This is a genomic window from Acinetobacter sp. LipI_19, assembly GCF_058242925.1.
The window spans coordinates 3,334,667-3,350,307 of record NZ_JBZAYK010000001.1 but is presented as its reverse complement, the minus strand read 5'-3'; the positions used below and the strand labels follow the sequence as shown (position 1 = coordinate 3,350,307).

The 15,641-nt window shown below is 38.7% G+C and carries 17 protein-coding genes; 2 read left to right on the top strand and 15 right to left on the bottom strand.

Annotation, left to right across the window (positions count from 1 at the left end; translation table 11 throughout):
* Window positions 1-45: 45 nt before the first annotated feature.
* The 3 genes from AC4CVF_RS16080 to lgt all read right to left on the bottom strand — a co-directional run bounded on the left by AC4CVF_RS16080 (window position 46) and on the right by lgt (window position 1,708).
* On the bottom strand, window positions 46-417 hold the full coding sequence (locus tag AC4CVF_RS16080) for a hypothetical protein (RefSeq protein WP_419328715.1): 372 nt from the start codon (window positions 415-417) through the stop codon (window positions 46-48).
* Window positions 417-803, bottom strand: coding sequence for a hypothetical protein (locus tag AC4CVF_RS16075; RefSeq protein WP_336954546.1), 387 nt, complete (start codon window positions 801-803; stop codon window positions 417-419). The genes AC4CVF_RS16080 and AC4CVF_RS16075 overlap by 1 nt, the downstream gene beginning before the upstream one ends.
* Before the next feature lie 86 nt (window positions 804-889).
* The gene (gene lgt / locus AC4CVF_RS16070) at window positions 890-1,708 is read right to left on the bottom strand and encodes a prolipoprotein diacylglyceryl transferase (RefSeq protein ID WP_336954547.1); all 819 of its coding nucleotides are present in this window, start codon (window positions 1,706-1,708) and stop codon (window positions 890-892) included.
* Between the two features lie 94 nt (window positions 1,709-1,802).
* On the opposite strand from lgt, the gene AC4CVF_RS16065 reads away from it, so the two are divergent.
* The gene (locus tag AC4CVF_RS16065) at window positions 1,803-2,585 is read left to right on the top strand and encodes an NRDE family protein (protein WP_336954549.1); all 783 of its coding nucleotides are present in this window, start codon (window positions 1,803-1,805) and stop codon (window positions 2,583-2,585) included.
* Between the two features lie 48 nt (window positions 2,586-2,633).
* Here the strand turns inward: AC4CVF_RS16065 and AC4CVF_RS16060 are convergent, their stop codons facing one another.
* The 4 genes from AC4CVF_RS16060 to tatA form a co-directional block, all read right to left on the bottom strand.
* On the bottom strand, window positions 2,634-4,799 hold the full coding sequence (locus AC4CVF_RS16060) for a PhoX family protein (RefSeq protein ID WP_490789708.1): 2,166 nt from the start codon (window positions 4,797-4,799) through the stop codon (window positions 2,634-2,636).
* Window positions 4,800-5,381: 582 nt separating this feature from the next.
* Window positions 5,382-6,164: a twin-arginine translocase subunit TatC gene (tatC, locus tag AC4CVF_RS16055; protein WP_056514073.1), complete on the bottom strand. Its 783-nt coding sequence runs from the start codon at window positions 6,162-6,164 to the stop codon at window positions 5,382-5,384.
* Window positions 6,161-6,616, bottom strand: a complete 456-nt coding sequence (tatB, locus tag AC4CVF_RS16050; RefSeq protein WP_336954551.1) for a Sec-independent protein translocase protein TatB — start codon at window positions 6,614-6,616, stop codon at window positions 6,161-6,163. Before tatB ends, tatC begins: the two co-directional genes overlap by 4 nt.
* Window positions 6,617-6,633: 17 nt before the next feature.
* Window positions 6,634-6,858 (bottom strand): Sec-independent protein translocase subunit TatA, encoded by a 225-nt coding sequence (gene tatA, locus AC4CVF_RS16045; protein WP_004726505.1) that lies wholly within the window; start codon window positions 6,856-6,858, stop codon window positions 6,634-6,636.
* A 174-nt stretch (window positions 6,859-7,032) separates the two neighbouring features.
* On the opposite strand from tatA, the gene AC4CVF_RS16040 reads away from it, so the two are divergent.
* Window positions 7,033-7,908, top strand: a complete 876-nt coding sequence (locus AC4CVF_RS16040) for an AEC family transporter (RefSeq protein WP_490789707.1) — start codon at window positions 7,033-7,035, stop codon at window positions 7,906-7,908.
* 133 nt (window positions 7,909-8,041) lie between these two features.
* On the opposite strand, the gene rdgB is transcribed toward AC4CVF_RS16040, so the two are convergent.
* From rdgB to AC4CVF_RS16000, 8 genes are all read right to left on the bottom strand, one after another.
* Entirely contained in the window at window positions 8,042-8,665 is a 624-nt protein-coding gene (gene rdgB, locus AC4CVF_RS16035; protein ID WP_419328721.1) for an RdgB/HAM1 family non-canonical purine NTP pyrophosphatase, read from the bottom strand.
* An 84-nt stretch (window positions 8,666-8,749) separates the two neighbouring features.
* A complete protein-coding gene (locus AC4CVF_RS16030; RefSeq protein ID WP_490789706.1) occupies window positions 8,750-9,247 on the bottom strand; it encodes a hypothetical protein in 498 nt (165 codons plus the stop codon).
* 27 nt (window positions 9,248-9,274) lie between these two features.
* Entirely contained in the window at window positions 9,275-9,652 is a 378-nt protein-coding gene (locus tag AC4CVF_RS16025; RefSeq protein WP_105713372.1) for a nuclear transport factor 2 family protein, read from the bottom strand.
* A gap of 84 nt (window positions 9,653-9,736) precedes the next feature.
* On the bottom strand, window positions 9,737-10,333 hold the full coding sequence (locus tag AC4CVF_RS16020; protein WP_004726515.1) for a tetratricopeptide repeat protein: 597 nt from the start codon (window positions 10,331-10,333) through the stop codon (window positions 9,737-9,739).
* Entirely contained in the window at window positions 10,330-10,923 is a 594-nt protein-coding gene (gene metW / locus AC4CVF_RS16015) for a methionine biosynthesis protein MetW (RefSeq protein ID WP_004726517.1), read from the bottom strand. Before metW ends, AC4CVF_RS16020 begins: the two co-directional genes overlap by 4 nt.
* The gene (metX, locus tag AC4CVF_RS16010) at window positions 10,923-12,083 is read right to left on the bottom strand and encodes a homoserine O-succinyltransferase MetX (RefSeq protein WP_004726519.1); all 1,161 of its coding nucleotides are present in this window, start codon (window positions 12,081-12,083) and stop codon (window positions 10,923-10,925) included. The genes metW and metX overlap by 1 nt, the downstream gene beginning before the upstream one ends.
* A gap of 450 nt (window positions 12,084-12,533) precedes the next feature.
* Window positions 12,534-14,231, bottom strand: a complete 1,698-nt coding sequence (leuA, locus tag AC4CVF_RS16005) for a 2-isopropylmalate synthase (protein WP_490789705.1) — start codon at window positions 14,229-14,231, stop codon at window positions 12,534-12,536.
* A gap of 279 nt (window positions 14,232-14,510) precedes the next feature.
* On the bottom strand, window positions 14,511-15,611 hold the full coding sequence (locus AC4CVF_RS16000) for an alpha-hydroxy acid oxidase (RefSeq protein ID WP_336954558.1): 1,101 nt from the start codon (window positions 15,609-15,611) through the stop codon (window positions 14,511-14,513).
* Window positions 15,612-15,641: the final 30 nt, after the last annotated feature.

Sequence of the window (15,641 nt, the reverse complement as noted above, 5' to 3'; positions counted from 1 at the left end):
TGAAAGGCTTCCTTTTTTATTGCAATGCTTTTTTTTACAACATCTTTAGTCAAAACGTTTTGCGCGATTTTGATAAATTGACATGATAAATAGACCTAAAGCAGCAAAGCCAAGGGCTTGAATTGATGTCAATATTTTATGTTGTGCAGGTAAAAAAGCCATTAAAAGCATAAGTGCAAGAAAAGGGTAGATGGAAAATAAAATTTTGAAACCTTGAGTATAGACATTATTTTTAGAGATTTTTAGCCCGAGCATTCTTAATAAATGTGTAGAGATTCCAATCGCTAAACACATCACGGTAAACGTTGGACTTAACTTCTCAATCGTGGTGCAATAATAAATTATTGCGCAGGTTAAGATTGAAATGACGACTTTAATTTCACGACTACAGCGCGCTGAATACCAAAAATCTAACATTATTTAGAGACTTGTTCAGACGAATTTTGATTGAGTAGGGATAGTGGTGAAAAAATACAAACTGCTAGAGCCATAAAACCAATACCTTGAGCGCCTGGGATCAAAATTTCACCATTGTTCATATTTTTAAAAACCAATGCCAAAACTAAAGCCAGTGGAATCCAGGTCAATAAACGATAAAGAAATCCTGTGGGGTTTTGGGCTGCAAAATGAACTTTACAGTAACGACAAATCAGAAAAATAATACCTGTACCTGCAAAAAGTAAAATATTATCAAGGGTTAAAGGCTGGTACCAATAGAGTCCAATAGTGACCAGTACCAATAAAATAAGAAAAATGAGCTTCTTTGCAACCGAGACTTTAGGATCAAACCAAAATTCAAGCATAGTGATTTCGTTTAAATTGGATAATGATAATTTAGCATAAAAAAGGTGAAGCTTAGCTTCACCTTTTTCAACTTAGCTCATAAGGCTTAATTATTTTTTTGTGGACCCCAGTCAAAAATTTTCTTTTGGTAAGCATACCAAATTAACCATAATCCAATCAGAATCATTGGGAATGAGAGGATTTGACCTTTGGTCATCCAACCAAACAAAATATAACCTTGATCCGCATCAGGTTCACGGAAGAATTCCATAAAGAATCGAGCACAGCCATAACCCATTAGAAAGATTGCAGATACGGCATAACGTGGGCGTGGTTTAGCACTATAGAACCATAGAATAAGGAACAGCAGCAGTCCTTCACACAGCGCTTGATAGAGCTGAGATGGATGACGAACCAAATGTAGTGGATCTGTCGGGAAGATCATACCTAGCGCAAAGTTAGGGTCAGAAACTTGACGACCATATAATTCACCACCTATGAAGTTACCAATTCGACCAAACATCAAGCCCGTCGGTACACAGGGTGCAATGAAATCTAGTGTTTCAAACCAAGTTTTCTTGTATTTATGGCACCACAAAAGCATGGCGATCATTACACCAAGGAAGCCTCCGTGGAAACTCATACCACCAGTCCAAACTTTAAATAGCCAGATAGGATCTGCTAAAAATTTGCTAAACTCGTAAAATAAAACATAGCCTACACGACCACCGAGCACAACTCCAAGTGCACCAAAGAACACCAGATCTGAAACCATTTCAGAGTTCCAGTCAGCACGTTGTTTAGCACGATAAGTAGCAAGTCCCCAAGCACATAAAAATGCCAAGAGATACATCAGCCCATACCAATGGACGTTGAGTGGACCCAGTGATATCGCAATTGGGTCAATATTCGGGTAGGTGAGCATTCCTAATCCTTGATTTTCTATTTTGCACAGATTTTAGCTGAAACATATTAAAAATGTTGTACATTCAATGTGTAAACTTCATGGAATGTATTTTATGTGTATTGTGGCATTGGCTTGGCAAGTTTTGGATGATTTACCTGTTTGTTTAATTTCAAATCGTGACGAATTCTACCATCGTCCAAGCACTCAATTACAGTCATGGGCGAACAGTCCGATTATTGCAGGGCAAGATTTGCAATCAGGCGGAACATGGATGGGGGTTACACCACAGGGACGTTGGGCAGTGATTACCAATTATCGTGATGGTGCTGATAAACAAACTTATCCCACTACGCGTGGCTATTTGATTCAAGCCTTTTTAGCGTCAGATCAAACACCAATTCGTTTTGCACAAGCATTGGAAAAGCAGCAAAGAGATTATGCGGGTTTTAACTTATTTGTGGGTGATCGACAGCAAGCTGTTTATATGAGTAATCGCGGTGAAGCCCCACAAGTGTTATCCCAAGGTGTATTTGTCGTTTCAAATGGCTTGATGTCAGATGATTGGGAAAAAACCAAGCATTTACGTAAACGCTTTACCCAAGAATTTTTACCCATGTTGCAAGTCCCTTCTATCTCTGAGCAAGATCTACAATTCGCTGTTTGGGATATTTTAGAAGATGAACGAAAAATTATTCCTGATTTACTGCCCAATACTGGAATTAATCCTGAGATGGAAGCGTTGTTGTCTTCAACATTTATTCAAAGCCCAATTTATGGGACACGCTGTTCCAACTTTTTAAGAATAAGCAGTACTCAGATTGATTGGGTTGAAAAAACGCAACAAGGTGAACATATGGGGGAGTTAGTCGAGATTCAGCGTGCTATCGAAAAATAAAAAGCCATAGCAACTTTTATCACTATGGCTTTAAAAAAATAAATTTAATTAACCCGCAATTACACCGCCATCTTTACGAGTAATGACGACCGTTGCCGAGCGTGGGCGAGCAGTCTTGTTGCTTGGATCTTTTTGTGATGCAGGCCAGTTACTTGATGGTTTATCAAAGCTAGGTGAGTCTTCACCTGGATGTTGAACATTGATAAAAATGGCTTTGTAGTCGGGTGTCATGGTGACACCCGTGATTTCACATTGTTTTGGACCTGTTAGGAAGCGACGCAGGTTTTCATCAGTGACTTGTTTACCCACGATCGTTTCTTGCCCAGCAGATGTTATTGCTTTTGCACCATCACCGACTTTACCAGGGAGTGCAGCAAGCATCATACAGTTGGTGGTATCTGTATAAGCACCATCATCCGTTTGAATCCAAAGTACACCACGTGGGTCGAACCACATACCATCTGGTGAAGATAAATCATTATTATCATTTAACCCAGACAAGTTGATGTTACTGGCCATTTTTGCTTCAGCACCAAAGAGGTAGATGTCCCAAGTAAAGCTTTCAGCTGTAGTTTTATTATCTTTTTCATGGAAACGGATAATGTGACCATTTACATTGCCTTTACCACCTTCTGGGTCGCTATAGTTTCGTGGATTTGCGGCATTTAATGCATGTGCTGTACCACGGTTCGAGTTATTGGTTAGTGTGACATAGACTTCACCATTCTCTGGGTTCACCGCAACCCATTCTGGACGATCCATTTTAGTGGCTTTGACTGAATCACCGGCTAAACGTGCAAAAGTAGTGACATCGGCTTGAGACTTGAAAGGATAGACGGTATTGCTATCATTTAAACCGTTTTTACCATACGCCAATTCAATCCATTTACCTGTACCATCATTATTGAACTGCGCAACATATAGCTTGCCACTGTTCATATATTTATCGCCAGCGCGATAGCCACCATTTACATCTTTTGCATCCCACTTCGCATCAGATACAAATTTGTAGATATATTCGCCACGTGAGTCATCGCCCATATAGAAGGCTAGATTTTCTCCTTCGATTAAACGGCTTGAGCGACAGTCTTCATGCGCAAAGCGACCTAAAGATGTTCGTTTAACGGGGTTTGAACGACTATCGAACGGATCGATTTCAACAATCCAACCAAAGGTATTTGCGCCGTTTCGATAATCTTTGTCTGCGGAGTCAGCAGTAATTGAAGAGTTCCAGCGGTCATATAAGTCTTGGCTTTCGATTGCCCCAATCGCGGTTTCCCAGCCATAACGTGAGCTGGCACCATCTTTTAAACCATAGCGATTCAGTGCGATGATCTCAGCCGCACTACGTTTTGCATCATCACCTTTATTACGCACAAAGTATCCAATAAAGTTTTCTTCTGTGGTGAGGTAAGTTCCCCAAGGGGTATAACCATTACCACAGTTATTATGTGTGCCGCGTGTTTGCTTTGCTGAGCTTGAGTATTTGGTTTTCACCAAGTCTGAACCTGCAACTGTGCCTGCAAAGTCCATGACCGTTGACGCTGTAATACGGCGATTAAATGGAGAGCTTTTAACAATCTCTACTTTTTGTGTAGTTGCATCTTTCTTTAATTCAATGACGGAAACACCATGCGCATTGACTTCACGAATCACTTCATCTTCTGGGCGACGACCATTTACTTTTGTTGCACCTTTAGGATGTAAGAAGGTTTGATTAATGTATTCATGATTCATGACCAGTAAGCCACGGTTTGACGCTTTAGCATCATATTTAGAGCTATTGGAATTTAAGCCAAAATAGCTCATACCATCATGACAATCGCCTGAACGCGCTGTAAAGCTGACCCCTGAAGGAACATTGTTATCATCCCAGTCAGGGATCGTCTGCATTAATGGATCACCTAAAGCATAAAGCACATTTGCTTCATAACCCGCAGGAACAGTGACGATGTCATTGAGGTTTTTTGCAACAGGGTTAAAGGTGAATTTTTCAGGTTTTTTAATTGTCGTGGTGGGTGTTGAATTATTGTCATCGTCATCATTACAACCAACTAGGCTCGATGCTAAAGCGAGAGCAGCTGCACCGCTTGCTGTTTTTGTAATTAAACTACGACGAGAAATCCGTTGTTCTAAAATGTCACGGAAATGCGTGTTATTCGAAGTATTGTTATCTAACTCTTGATTTTCATGATATGGCGTGAGGTCTGTCATACGATTCCCTTTGGCTTTAAGTCTTGATTAAATGTGATTTTGATTCAGCTTAAAAACATACAGAACAAATGTGTAAGATCTCTTACTCTTATATTTAATATTGGTTAAATTTAATCTTATTTTAAGAAAGTAATAGGATTGTCATATTTATATTTAGACCATTACTCCGTTGTTCAATTTCTATAAGAATTAGGTTATGACTGATTAAGCATGATATCTGCTTGGTGAATTGAATAAACTGGATTAACTTTCAATTGTTTTAAAAAATAGAGATTTTTAACAAAGAGCTCTTAATAATAGGCTTCTTTTATAAACGCTTATCAAAAGCATAGATCAGTATAAAATCGCTCTCATCCTAACCGTCTCCCGAGGGGAGAAGGAACTTTCGATCGCAATATAATTCACTCAACATGATCATTTTTCGACTTGTGAAATAGATCTAATGTATTTGAATAAAAGGGCAGAAGATTAAGCAATAGACTTGTTTTAATAATTGTTTCTAAAAAAGAATTTAACAAACTTAAAATAAAAATGACCTCAAAAGAAGTCATTTAAATATTAAAAAGTTTTTTATTTTGATAGTTAAGCATCTACAGTTTTACGTTTTTCAATCACTTTACCCAGCAATAAACCCAGCTCAAATAGCATCCACATTGGAATTGCGAGCATGATCATTGAAATTGCATCTGGTGGGGTAATAAACATAGACACGAAGAAACATCCCACCACGATAAAGCGACGCTTTTCAGCCAATGTTTTAGTGGTGACGAAGCCAACTAAAATTAAAACTAAAGTAATAATTGGGATTTCAAAGGTCACACCAAAGACCAAAAATAATTTTAGACAGAAGCTTAAATAACTATTGATGTCAGTCATTGGCGCGACGGTTTCTGGTGAAACACTGATAAAGAAATGCAGGATGGATGGCAATGCAATAAAGTAAGCAAAAGCGATCCCTGAATAAAACAGCACAATACTGCCAAACAACAATGGAAATGCTAGATTTTTTTCTTTTTCGTATAATGCAGGTTTAATAAACGCCCAAAGTTGATAGATGATAAAGGGCATCGCCAACATCAGCGCAATAAAGAAGTTTAACTTAAACGGCGCCATGAAGGTTGCTGTAACATCAGTTGCAATCATGGTTGAGGTTGCAGGTAATTGTTTTCTGAGTGGTTCTGATAACGCAATATAGGTCTTATTGGCAAATGGCAATAAACAAAAAAATATAGCGATGAGCGCGCCAACAATTTTAAATAAATGCTTACGTAACACCATCAGGTGTTGAGTAATCGGCATCGCATCTAAAGGCGGCGTCTCGGTAGATGAGGCATCATGTACTTGTGGTGCTAATGAGTCGCTCATACAGCCACCTTCAATTGCGGTACTTCTTTAACAAGAACAATTTGTGGTCGAGTTACAGTACAGTTTTGTTTATCTAACCAAGTCTTTGACATATAAATAGCGGGAACCGTAATATCAAGTTTATGATAAGTCGTGTGAATTTTATTATTGTCTGTTATTGCGAGATGACTTTCTTGTTCTACAGCAATTTTTTGTTGCTGTAACTCCTGCATCTGAGCCTGCATTTTTTGTTCAAGTTCTTGAATTTTTTGCATCTCTTGTTGCATTTGTTCTCTAAATTCAGAAAGACGTAATTCACGGTCGATGTCATTTTGGACACTACTAATTGCACGTTTAAATTTGCTATACCATTTGGCAGCAAAACGCGCAGCTTCAGGAAGTTTATCTGGTCCCAATACCAACAGAGCAATGATCCCAAACACTAACAGTTCTGAAAATCCAACATCTAACATGATCTACGCCTCACCGATTAGTGTTTTACTGTAGAGTTCACATCAGTATTGCTTGTTTGATGTTCTAGAGTACGCGTTTCAGTCAGTGAAGCAGTTGTTGCCTCTTCTTCTTTAATTGATTTCTTAAAATCTTTGACGGCACCACCAACATCTTTACCTAAGTTTTTCAGCTTTGATGTACCAAATAGTAGAATCACAACAATTGCAAAAATAAGTACATGCCAAATCGATAATCCAGCCATAGTTTTAACTCCTATTTAATAACAGCTATAACAACAGTTATCCATGACAAAAAAGTGACACTAATATTTCAATTTAAAGACAGACAATATTTATAAATTATTTTGATATGTTAAACATCATCTGTATTTGGAAAATGCTAGTATGTTCATGATTTGAGAATAAGGTGTTGTATTGTGGCTTTGTTATTTCCAGTTTTATCATTTATCTGTGGGCTGATACTGGCAAATAGCAAATTTTCAGTAAACTTAAAATCATTCATGTCTTTGCTACTGGCTCGCTTATTTATCCCGATTGTGATTATTTACAATATGGTATTTTATAAATCGGGTAGTATTGCTTTAATCTTATTTGCTTTTTTCTCATGCTTTACGCTTTTCTTTATTTATCTCACGCTGTCTAAAGATCGTTTAGCTTCATTGTGTTTTAGCTATACCAATATGGCATGGCTCGGCTTTCCGATTGCTTTGGCTATATTTGGCCCAGACAATAGTATGCTGATGATACCGCTCTATATCGGGGTTTCAATTTTTGGAAACTCTTGGGCGGTGACTTCGGTAAGTTCAGCCCCGCAATCCAAACAATTGCTTATCAAAAAAGTACTGCAATCGCCACCTGTGATTGCCTTGATCATTGCCGGGCTTTTACGTTGTTTTGATGTGCAACAGTTTCAGGCAAATGATTGGATTAATTGGATTTATACTCTGGCTAAATGGAGTATGAGTTTTACCGGGATGTGTGTATTGGGGATGTGGTTAAGAAAAACTAAAGTCCATATCGAGGATTTACTGTCCAGTACTAAGCTTGCAATATTAAAGTTAGTTTGTGGTGTTGTATTGTGCAGTCTGGCTTATTTCTTTTTACCAGTTCCACAGATCCATCAATATATTGGGGTGATGTTTTTACTGTTTTGTTTACCGCCAGCTGCCAATATTGTCGCATTGGAAACCCACTATCAAGGCACTGCGGTTTCAGCAAAATATATTGCTTCGGGAACGATAGTCAGTTGTGTGGTATGCATCCTATATGGTGTGTTGATTCATTTTTTATAGTTTTATCGGTTGATTGGTTTATTTTGCTTCGTTTTAGATAAGTTTTAGCGATATCCATCATATTCCTCCTTTGCTCAAAGGCGAGGAGGAATCTAACAAAATCGTATGATTTTAAACGGCTGGTTTTAACTGCTTATTTCAAGCTTGCTTTAAACAATTGCATCGCCTGACCACGATGGCTAATTTTGTTCTTTTCTGCTTTACTCATTTCTGCGCTTGAAATATTTAGCTCGGGTAACCAGAACAGTGGGTCATAACCGAAGCCATTTTCACCTCGAGCTTGCTCTAGTACTTCACCTTGCCAGATCCCTTGGAAAATTTGTGGTAAAGGGTCATCTGCATGTTCAACCAATGCCAATACACACACGAACATTGCTTCAATCGCTTGATCGTCTTGGCGTAAAGGCTTAAGGTTTTCCAGCAATTTTGTATTATTGGCTACATCATCGCCATGTTCACCTGCATAACGTGCAGAGTAAATTCCAGGTGCTCCACCTAATACGGGAACGCAAATCCCAGAATCATCAGCAATCGCAGGTTTACCTGAAATACGGCTCGCATGACGTGCTTTGATAATTGCATTTTCAATAAAGCTTAAGCCATCTTCAATCGCGTCTTCGATATTCAGTTGACCTTGAGGAATCACTTCAACGGGTAAAGCCAATTCAGCAAACAATTTTTCAAATTCAGCAATTTTGCCTTTGTTATTGCTTGCGAGTACCAGTGTTCCTTGTGATAACCAATCTTTTGATGACATGATGCAGACTCAAAATTTAAAATTGAGTTATTTTAACTTAATCTGTGTCATAAAATGCGGCTAAATTCTCTCGTCCTTTACGCTTTACTGGATATGTTTTGCTTTTGCGCTAATGCGTTTGTCTAACTGTTGTTTTAAATCGAGAACATCCTCATTTTTCATAAAACCTAGTCCAACATTGAGTTTCTGTTTGCTGTTATCTTTCATGATAAAAAGTAAATAGTATTGTCGATCAAGTAAGGTTTTTTTGAGCTCAACTTCATAGATCTCTGGTATTTTAATGTATTTTTTAATGATCACTCTACCTTTAAAATCAATGCTTCTAATCATGTCTTGGGAGAGGGTTAAAATAGGACGTTGATTGCTAAATATCTGAATAGCTTTATTACTGAAAAAATAAGTAATGAGACCCAATGGCGTAACAAGAAATAGCGAAAAGAGACTTTTTAAGCCATTCTTCCATTCAAATATTTCCAAGATTAAAAGCACGGTCGCAGCCCAAAAGGGGCAGGCCAAAATTCCAGCAAAAATCGCCAAAGGAATTATTTGTTTGCGTGAAGCATAATATTTTTTCTTTTGCATATTTTTCCATACATAGAAGAACTCGATTTACTTCTCAAATGCACAAGTGGTGCCTTGGTGGAAAATCATTTGCCATATACCGTGATCATTCATAACCCAAATTGAACTGCGTAAAGCCACATTGTATTGAGCTTGAGTTGCCACATTGATTTGATGGCTTTGATAGGTCAGTAAAACGCTATGATCAGATAACGACTGAACTTGAAAATCCTGTGCTTGAATGATGTCGGTATCTGTATCGTTTAAAAGTGCTTCAATCATTTGGGCTTTATGCACAACCCACCCTGATTTGGTAATTTCTTTAAAATCTGGATGTAACCGTTGATCAAGTATTTGAAAGTTTTGACGATCACGATGATGCAACCCGCATTCATATTGAATTAATTGTTTGAATAGGTCTTGCATTGTCAACAATCCCAGTTGAAATACTTAAATGGATAGCAGTAAAAAAAGCACCCGAAGGTGCTTTTATGATCGATGAAAATCAAATTATTGAGCTTGAATCCATTGATCTGCACGTTGTGTTGCAGTACGAATTTGGTCTTGAGTTAAGTTAGCAGCCAAAGCAGTTTTTTTGGTTTGCGACATGTTAATCACTTTATTGTCTAACATACCATCACGTGTAGAAAGCTCATACCACTGATAAGCGCCCATGTAGTTTTTCTTTTGCTCTTCCATCACCGCAAGATTAAAGCTTGCACGGTTATCGCCGTGGCTTGCTGCTTTTTCAAAGTATTGACGCGCAGATGTTTCGCTTTTAGAAACGCCTAAACCATCAGCATACATACGACCAACATTCAACTGAGCCGCAGAAATACCTTGGTCAGCCGCAGCTTTAAACCATGTAAATGCTTGTTTAAGGTCTTTAGATACACCGCCAGTACCAGCCTGGAAATGTGTTGCTAAATAAAATTGTGCAGCAGGTTGACCAGCTTTGGCTGCTTTTTGCAAATCTGTCACATTCATATGTGCATATTGTGCTGCCATTGCTGATACAGATTGTTGTTGCTGCGGTACATAGTCCGCATGGGCTTGAATACTCACTAGCCCAAAAAATAACGTACTGCCTAATAATAATTTCTTCATAGAGCGCTCACTCGATAAATAGCGACTTCGCCGAACAAATTCGGTATGGCTTTACTTAAAAAGCTACCTTGTTGGTTCCCATTTACAGCGAGTCGATCAATAATTTGAATCTGATTTTCAGCACATAATGCTTCAAAATCACGAAAGGTGCATAAGTGGATATTAGGTGTATTGTACCACATATACGGTAAGGCATCAGAAACAGGCATCTTGCCTTTCAGTGCAAGGAAAGACCGTGTTTTCCAATACGCAAAGTTAGGAAACGTAATAATTGCTTGTTTCCCCACACGCACCATATCGCGCAGAAGCACATCAGGTGCATCTACAGCTTGCAAAGCTTGTGCCATAACCACATAGTCAAAAGACTGGTCGGCAAAGCGTCCCAAACCGAGGTTTAAGTCTTGTTGTATAATATTTAACCCTTTGCTGACGGCAATTGCAATCTTTTCTTGATCGATTTCTAGCCCATAAGCGTGAATTTGCTGTTTTTTGCTCATTTGTGACAATAATTCGCCATCACCACAACCTAAATCGAGCACACTCGCACCAGCATTGATCCATTTTTCTGCAAGCTGTTGGTCAATACGCATTACAAAGCCTCCTTAGGTGTTGAATTAAGGTGTTCAATACCACCTAAAAATGCACGTAAGGATTTGACGTACAAGGGGATAGGGAATAGGAATGAGTCATGGCCCTGCTCAGCATCGATATCCAAATAACTCACAGGTTTTTGATTGGTAATCAATGCGTTGACAATCTCTTGCGAGCGTTCTGGGCTAAAACGCCAGTCTGTTGTAAATGACACTACTAAAAAGCGACATTTGGTATTTGATAGGGCTTTAGTGAGTGACTGTTCATATTCACGTGATGGATCGAAATAATCCAAGGCTTTGGTCATGATCAGATAAGTATTGGCATCAAAGTTTCGACTGAATTGTTCGCCTTGATAACGCAGATAGCTTTCAACTTGGAACTCAACATCGAAACCATACATAAACTTGCCTGATTTTAAATCACGACCAAATTTTTGTTTCATGGCTTCTTCAGAAAGATAGGTAATATGACCCACCATACGTGCCAAAATTAAGCCACGTTTTGGATAACTATCGAGTTCTAAATAACGGCCATTGTGAAAATCTGGATCAGACAAAATAGACTGACGTGCTACTTCGTTAAATGCAATATTTTGTGCGGAAAGCTTTGGTGCACTGGCAATGATGACACATTTTTGTAAACGGTCAGGATAGTCCACAGACCATTGTAAAGCCTGCATGCCACCTAAAGAACCACCAATGATTGAATACCAAACATCTATCCCTAAGCGGTCAGAGAGTAGGGCTTGGGTTTTAACCCAATCACGTACTGTCACTAATGGAAAGTCAGGACCATAAGGGCGATTTTCATTTTCAGGGTTAGGTGAAGTGGGTCCCGTTGAGCCACTACAACCTCCAATATTGTTGAGTGCGACCACGAAAAACTTCGAAGTATCAATGGCTTTACCTGGCCCAATACATGCATCCCACCAGCCTGTTTTTTTATCGTCTTCGTGGTGATAGCCAGCCGCATGATGATGTCCTGAAAGTGCATGGCAAATCAAAATTCCATTTGATTTATCTGCATTGAGCTCACCATAGGTTTCCACCATGATTTCATAGCGTGGCAATACTCGACCACACTCAAGCTCTAACGGTTCTTCAAATTCAAACTTTTGTGGAGTAACGAGCCCCACTGAATCAGCTGGAAAAGACACTGGAAATGTTCACCTTAAAGTTTTAGAAGGTCGATAAATTACGAATATTAGAGATATCTAAGACATCTATATAGCTAATAAATTAATGATATTCCATGGTTTTCACAATAGTGTTTTATCATTAAAGTTCACTTTCAGAATAAGTGATGATGTCTAGAGCGATAGTGAGTCGAAATGGAATGTCTTCACTTCACTGGCTTTAACTTATTTTCCATTTTGGAAAATGAAATGCAAAGCTTTGCAACAGAACGATCTTATGAATCACTACGGAACTTACTCGCTACTCATTCACAGCTGTCTGATCTCAAACAATCATGGATGAAATTTCCACGTATTTTTTATCTTTGAGAGGCATAAAGCTATTCGAGAAAGTCACTTGCTAATATCCATGAATGAAAGAAAGGATACCACTAGGGGGCATCCTTTCTAAAGTCTTTTAACTGATATCGCTTATACAGCAGCAGCGATGACTTGTTCAGTACTTAAAACACCTTGGTCAATCAAACGATTGGTTGCCGCTATAATTGCTTCAATTGAAGAGGTAACAATATTGTCATGCACACCAGCACCGAATGCAGATTTACCTGTACCTTGGACTTGAAGTTCGATCAATGCCAATGCTTTTGCATGTGCGCCTGAACTGATACTGCGTTCTTCGTAGTTTAAGACATCAATTGGTAATTGAAGTGCATTTAAAATCGCAGAAATTGGACCATTCCCTTCACCACGTAAGCGCTGAGTTTCACCATTGATGACCACATCAAGCTCAATCACTTGGCTACCATTTTCATCTGACAATCTATAATTTTTCGCTGAATAGTGTGCATCTTTTGCAGCAACATAGGTGTCTTTAAACAAGGTCCAAATTTGTTGAGCTGAAACTTCAACACCTTCTTCATCTGCAACTTGCTGAACAATTTGTGAGAATTCAATCTGTAAGCGACGAGGTAAAACCACGTTATAGTTAGACTCTAATAAGTAGGCAATACCGCCTTTACCTGACTGTGAGTTGACACGGATCACCGCATCATAATCACGACCTAAATCTTTAGGGTCGATTGGTAAGTAAGGCATATCCCAAATTTCTTCGTCTTTTTGGAACTCAAAGCCTTTTTTAATTGCATCTTGGTGAGAACCAGAGAAAGCGGTAAAGACCAAATCACCAGCATATGGGTGACGTGGATGTACAGGCAAGCCAGTACATTCTTCTATTGTGGCAATAATCTCATTAATGTTTGAAAAATCTAACTCACATGCCACACCTTGTGTGTACATGTTTAATGCAATTGCAGCAACGTCAACGTTACCAGTACGTTCACCATTCCCAAATACACAACCTTCAACACGATCAGCACCAGCCATGATCGCTAACTCAGATGCTGCAATACCACAACCACGATCATTGTGACAATGTACTGAAATAATCACACCATCACGACGTTGCAAATTACGATGCATCCATTCGATTTGGTCGGCATAGACATGTGGACCTGAAACCTCAACAGTTGCAGGTAAATTTAAAATGACTTTATTGTCAGGTGATGCTTCCCAAATTTCAGTTACTGCATCGCAAACATCTTTAGCAACCTCTAATTCTGTTGCTGTAAAACATTCTGGACTGTATTGAAAAATAAATTCAGTTTCAGGCTGTTTGGCTGCATATTCTTTTACTTTGCTTGCCGCATTCATTGCCAATTGCTTTGCACCATTGACATCAACATTCAATACTTTTTTACGGAAAGTGGGTGAGTTTGAGTTATAGATATGCACAATGGCGCGTTTCGCACCTTGTAAGGCTTCAAAGGTGCGTGCAATTAAATGATCACGGGCTTGCACCAAGACTTCGATATAAACGTCATCTGGAATATGACCTTCTTCAATCAACTTACGGGTGAAATCAAAATCAATTTGTGAAGCTGAAGGAAAGCCAATTTCAATATGTTTAAAGCCAATTTTGACCAACATTTCAAACATTTTGAATTTTTGTTCGATGTTCATTGGTTCGAAAATCGCTTGGTTACCATCACGAAGGTCGGTACTCATCCAAATTGGCGCTTTATTGATTTCGTTATTTGGCCATTGACGGTCAGGCAAGTCTACACGTTGGTACATGCGACGATATTTTTTACTTGGATCAGCCAACATCATGAGGTAACTCCTTGTGTAGTTGTTGTTGCTCGTCTCTTGGGTAAAGGCAACTTACTACAAATATAGATTGTGTCTATCTGTTCAATTTACAAGTGTTTTTATGATGAAAACACTTATAAATTTTCATAAACTTATACGTGGGTAGCACGAGATAAATCTAAACACTGATAACTTACAAATGGTTTAACTTGAGATTAATTCTAAAACAATTATCTTGGAAATAATTTCCTTAATTTGCATAAAAAATATCAGTTGAGAGAAAAATTTTCTTTGAATGTCTTAATCTTGAAAAATATATTCTTGATTGATTTCTTTTACGGTAGCTGTTCCCATTAATGCCATGGTAATTTCAAATTCTTCCTTTAAAATTTTAATCACATGGGCGACACCTAAAGCACCAGCAACAGAGAGCCCGTAGATCGCAGGACGGCCAATCAGCACCGCAGATGCGCCTAATGCCAATGCTTTAAATATATCTGTACCACGACGGATTCCACCATCCAAAAGCAAAGGAAAATCATGAGGAACAACGGCCTTAATTTTTGCTAAGGCGATCAGTGGGGAAATACTCGTATTGAGTACCCGCCCACCATGATTGGAAACGATTAAGCCTTTTACTCCGATTTCGACTGCTTTTTTTGCATCGAGTGGATGTAGCACACCTTTTAAAATTACAGGCAAATGGCTATGGGCAATTATAAATTCGATATCTGCCCATTTGGGTGCAATTTGCATTAAGCCATTGAATACTGGATGTTGATGCTCAGAAATTTCGGGTAGAGGAATGTGGGTGGGGGTATGGGGGTGTTGCATGCCTTCTGGCAATTGGAAATTCACCCGACGTTCACGATCACGAATCCCTGTATGCGGTGAATCTACTGTAATCACAAGCGCTTTAAAATTTTGTTGTTCTGCGAGTCGAACTAAGGCCAATGATTTCTCACGATCACCTTGCCAATACAATTGAAACCATTTCAAAGGGTTTTCTTGTTTTAAACTTCGCATATCGGTATTGGTGAAAGTGCTCAGTACAATATTACTTTCTAAAACTTCGGCCGCTAGTGCAGCCGCAGCTTCGCCGTCAGGGTGGAACAATTGTTGATGCCCAATCGGTGCAAGAAAAATTGGATGAGGAAAATTTTGTCCTAAAATCTCACATTGGGTCGAGCCTTGAGTTAAGTCATTGAGCAGTCTTGGAATCAATTGAATATTTTTAAATTGTTGTAAGTTTTCTTGAACACTTTGCTCATCCATCGCCCCACCTTGCAAATAGTGCCAAGTATTTTCAGGCAGATGCTGTTCTGCTTGTTTCTCGTAATCCGCAATGGTCTGTAAATATGCTGGAATTTGAGTGAGTGGTGCTTGGATTTTTTTACTCATTTATTGATTGTCCAAATTTATACAAAACAC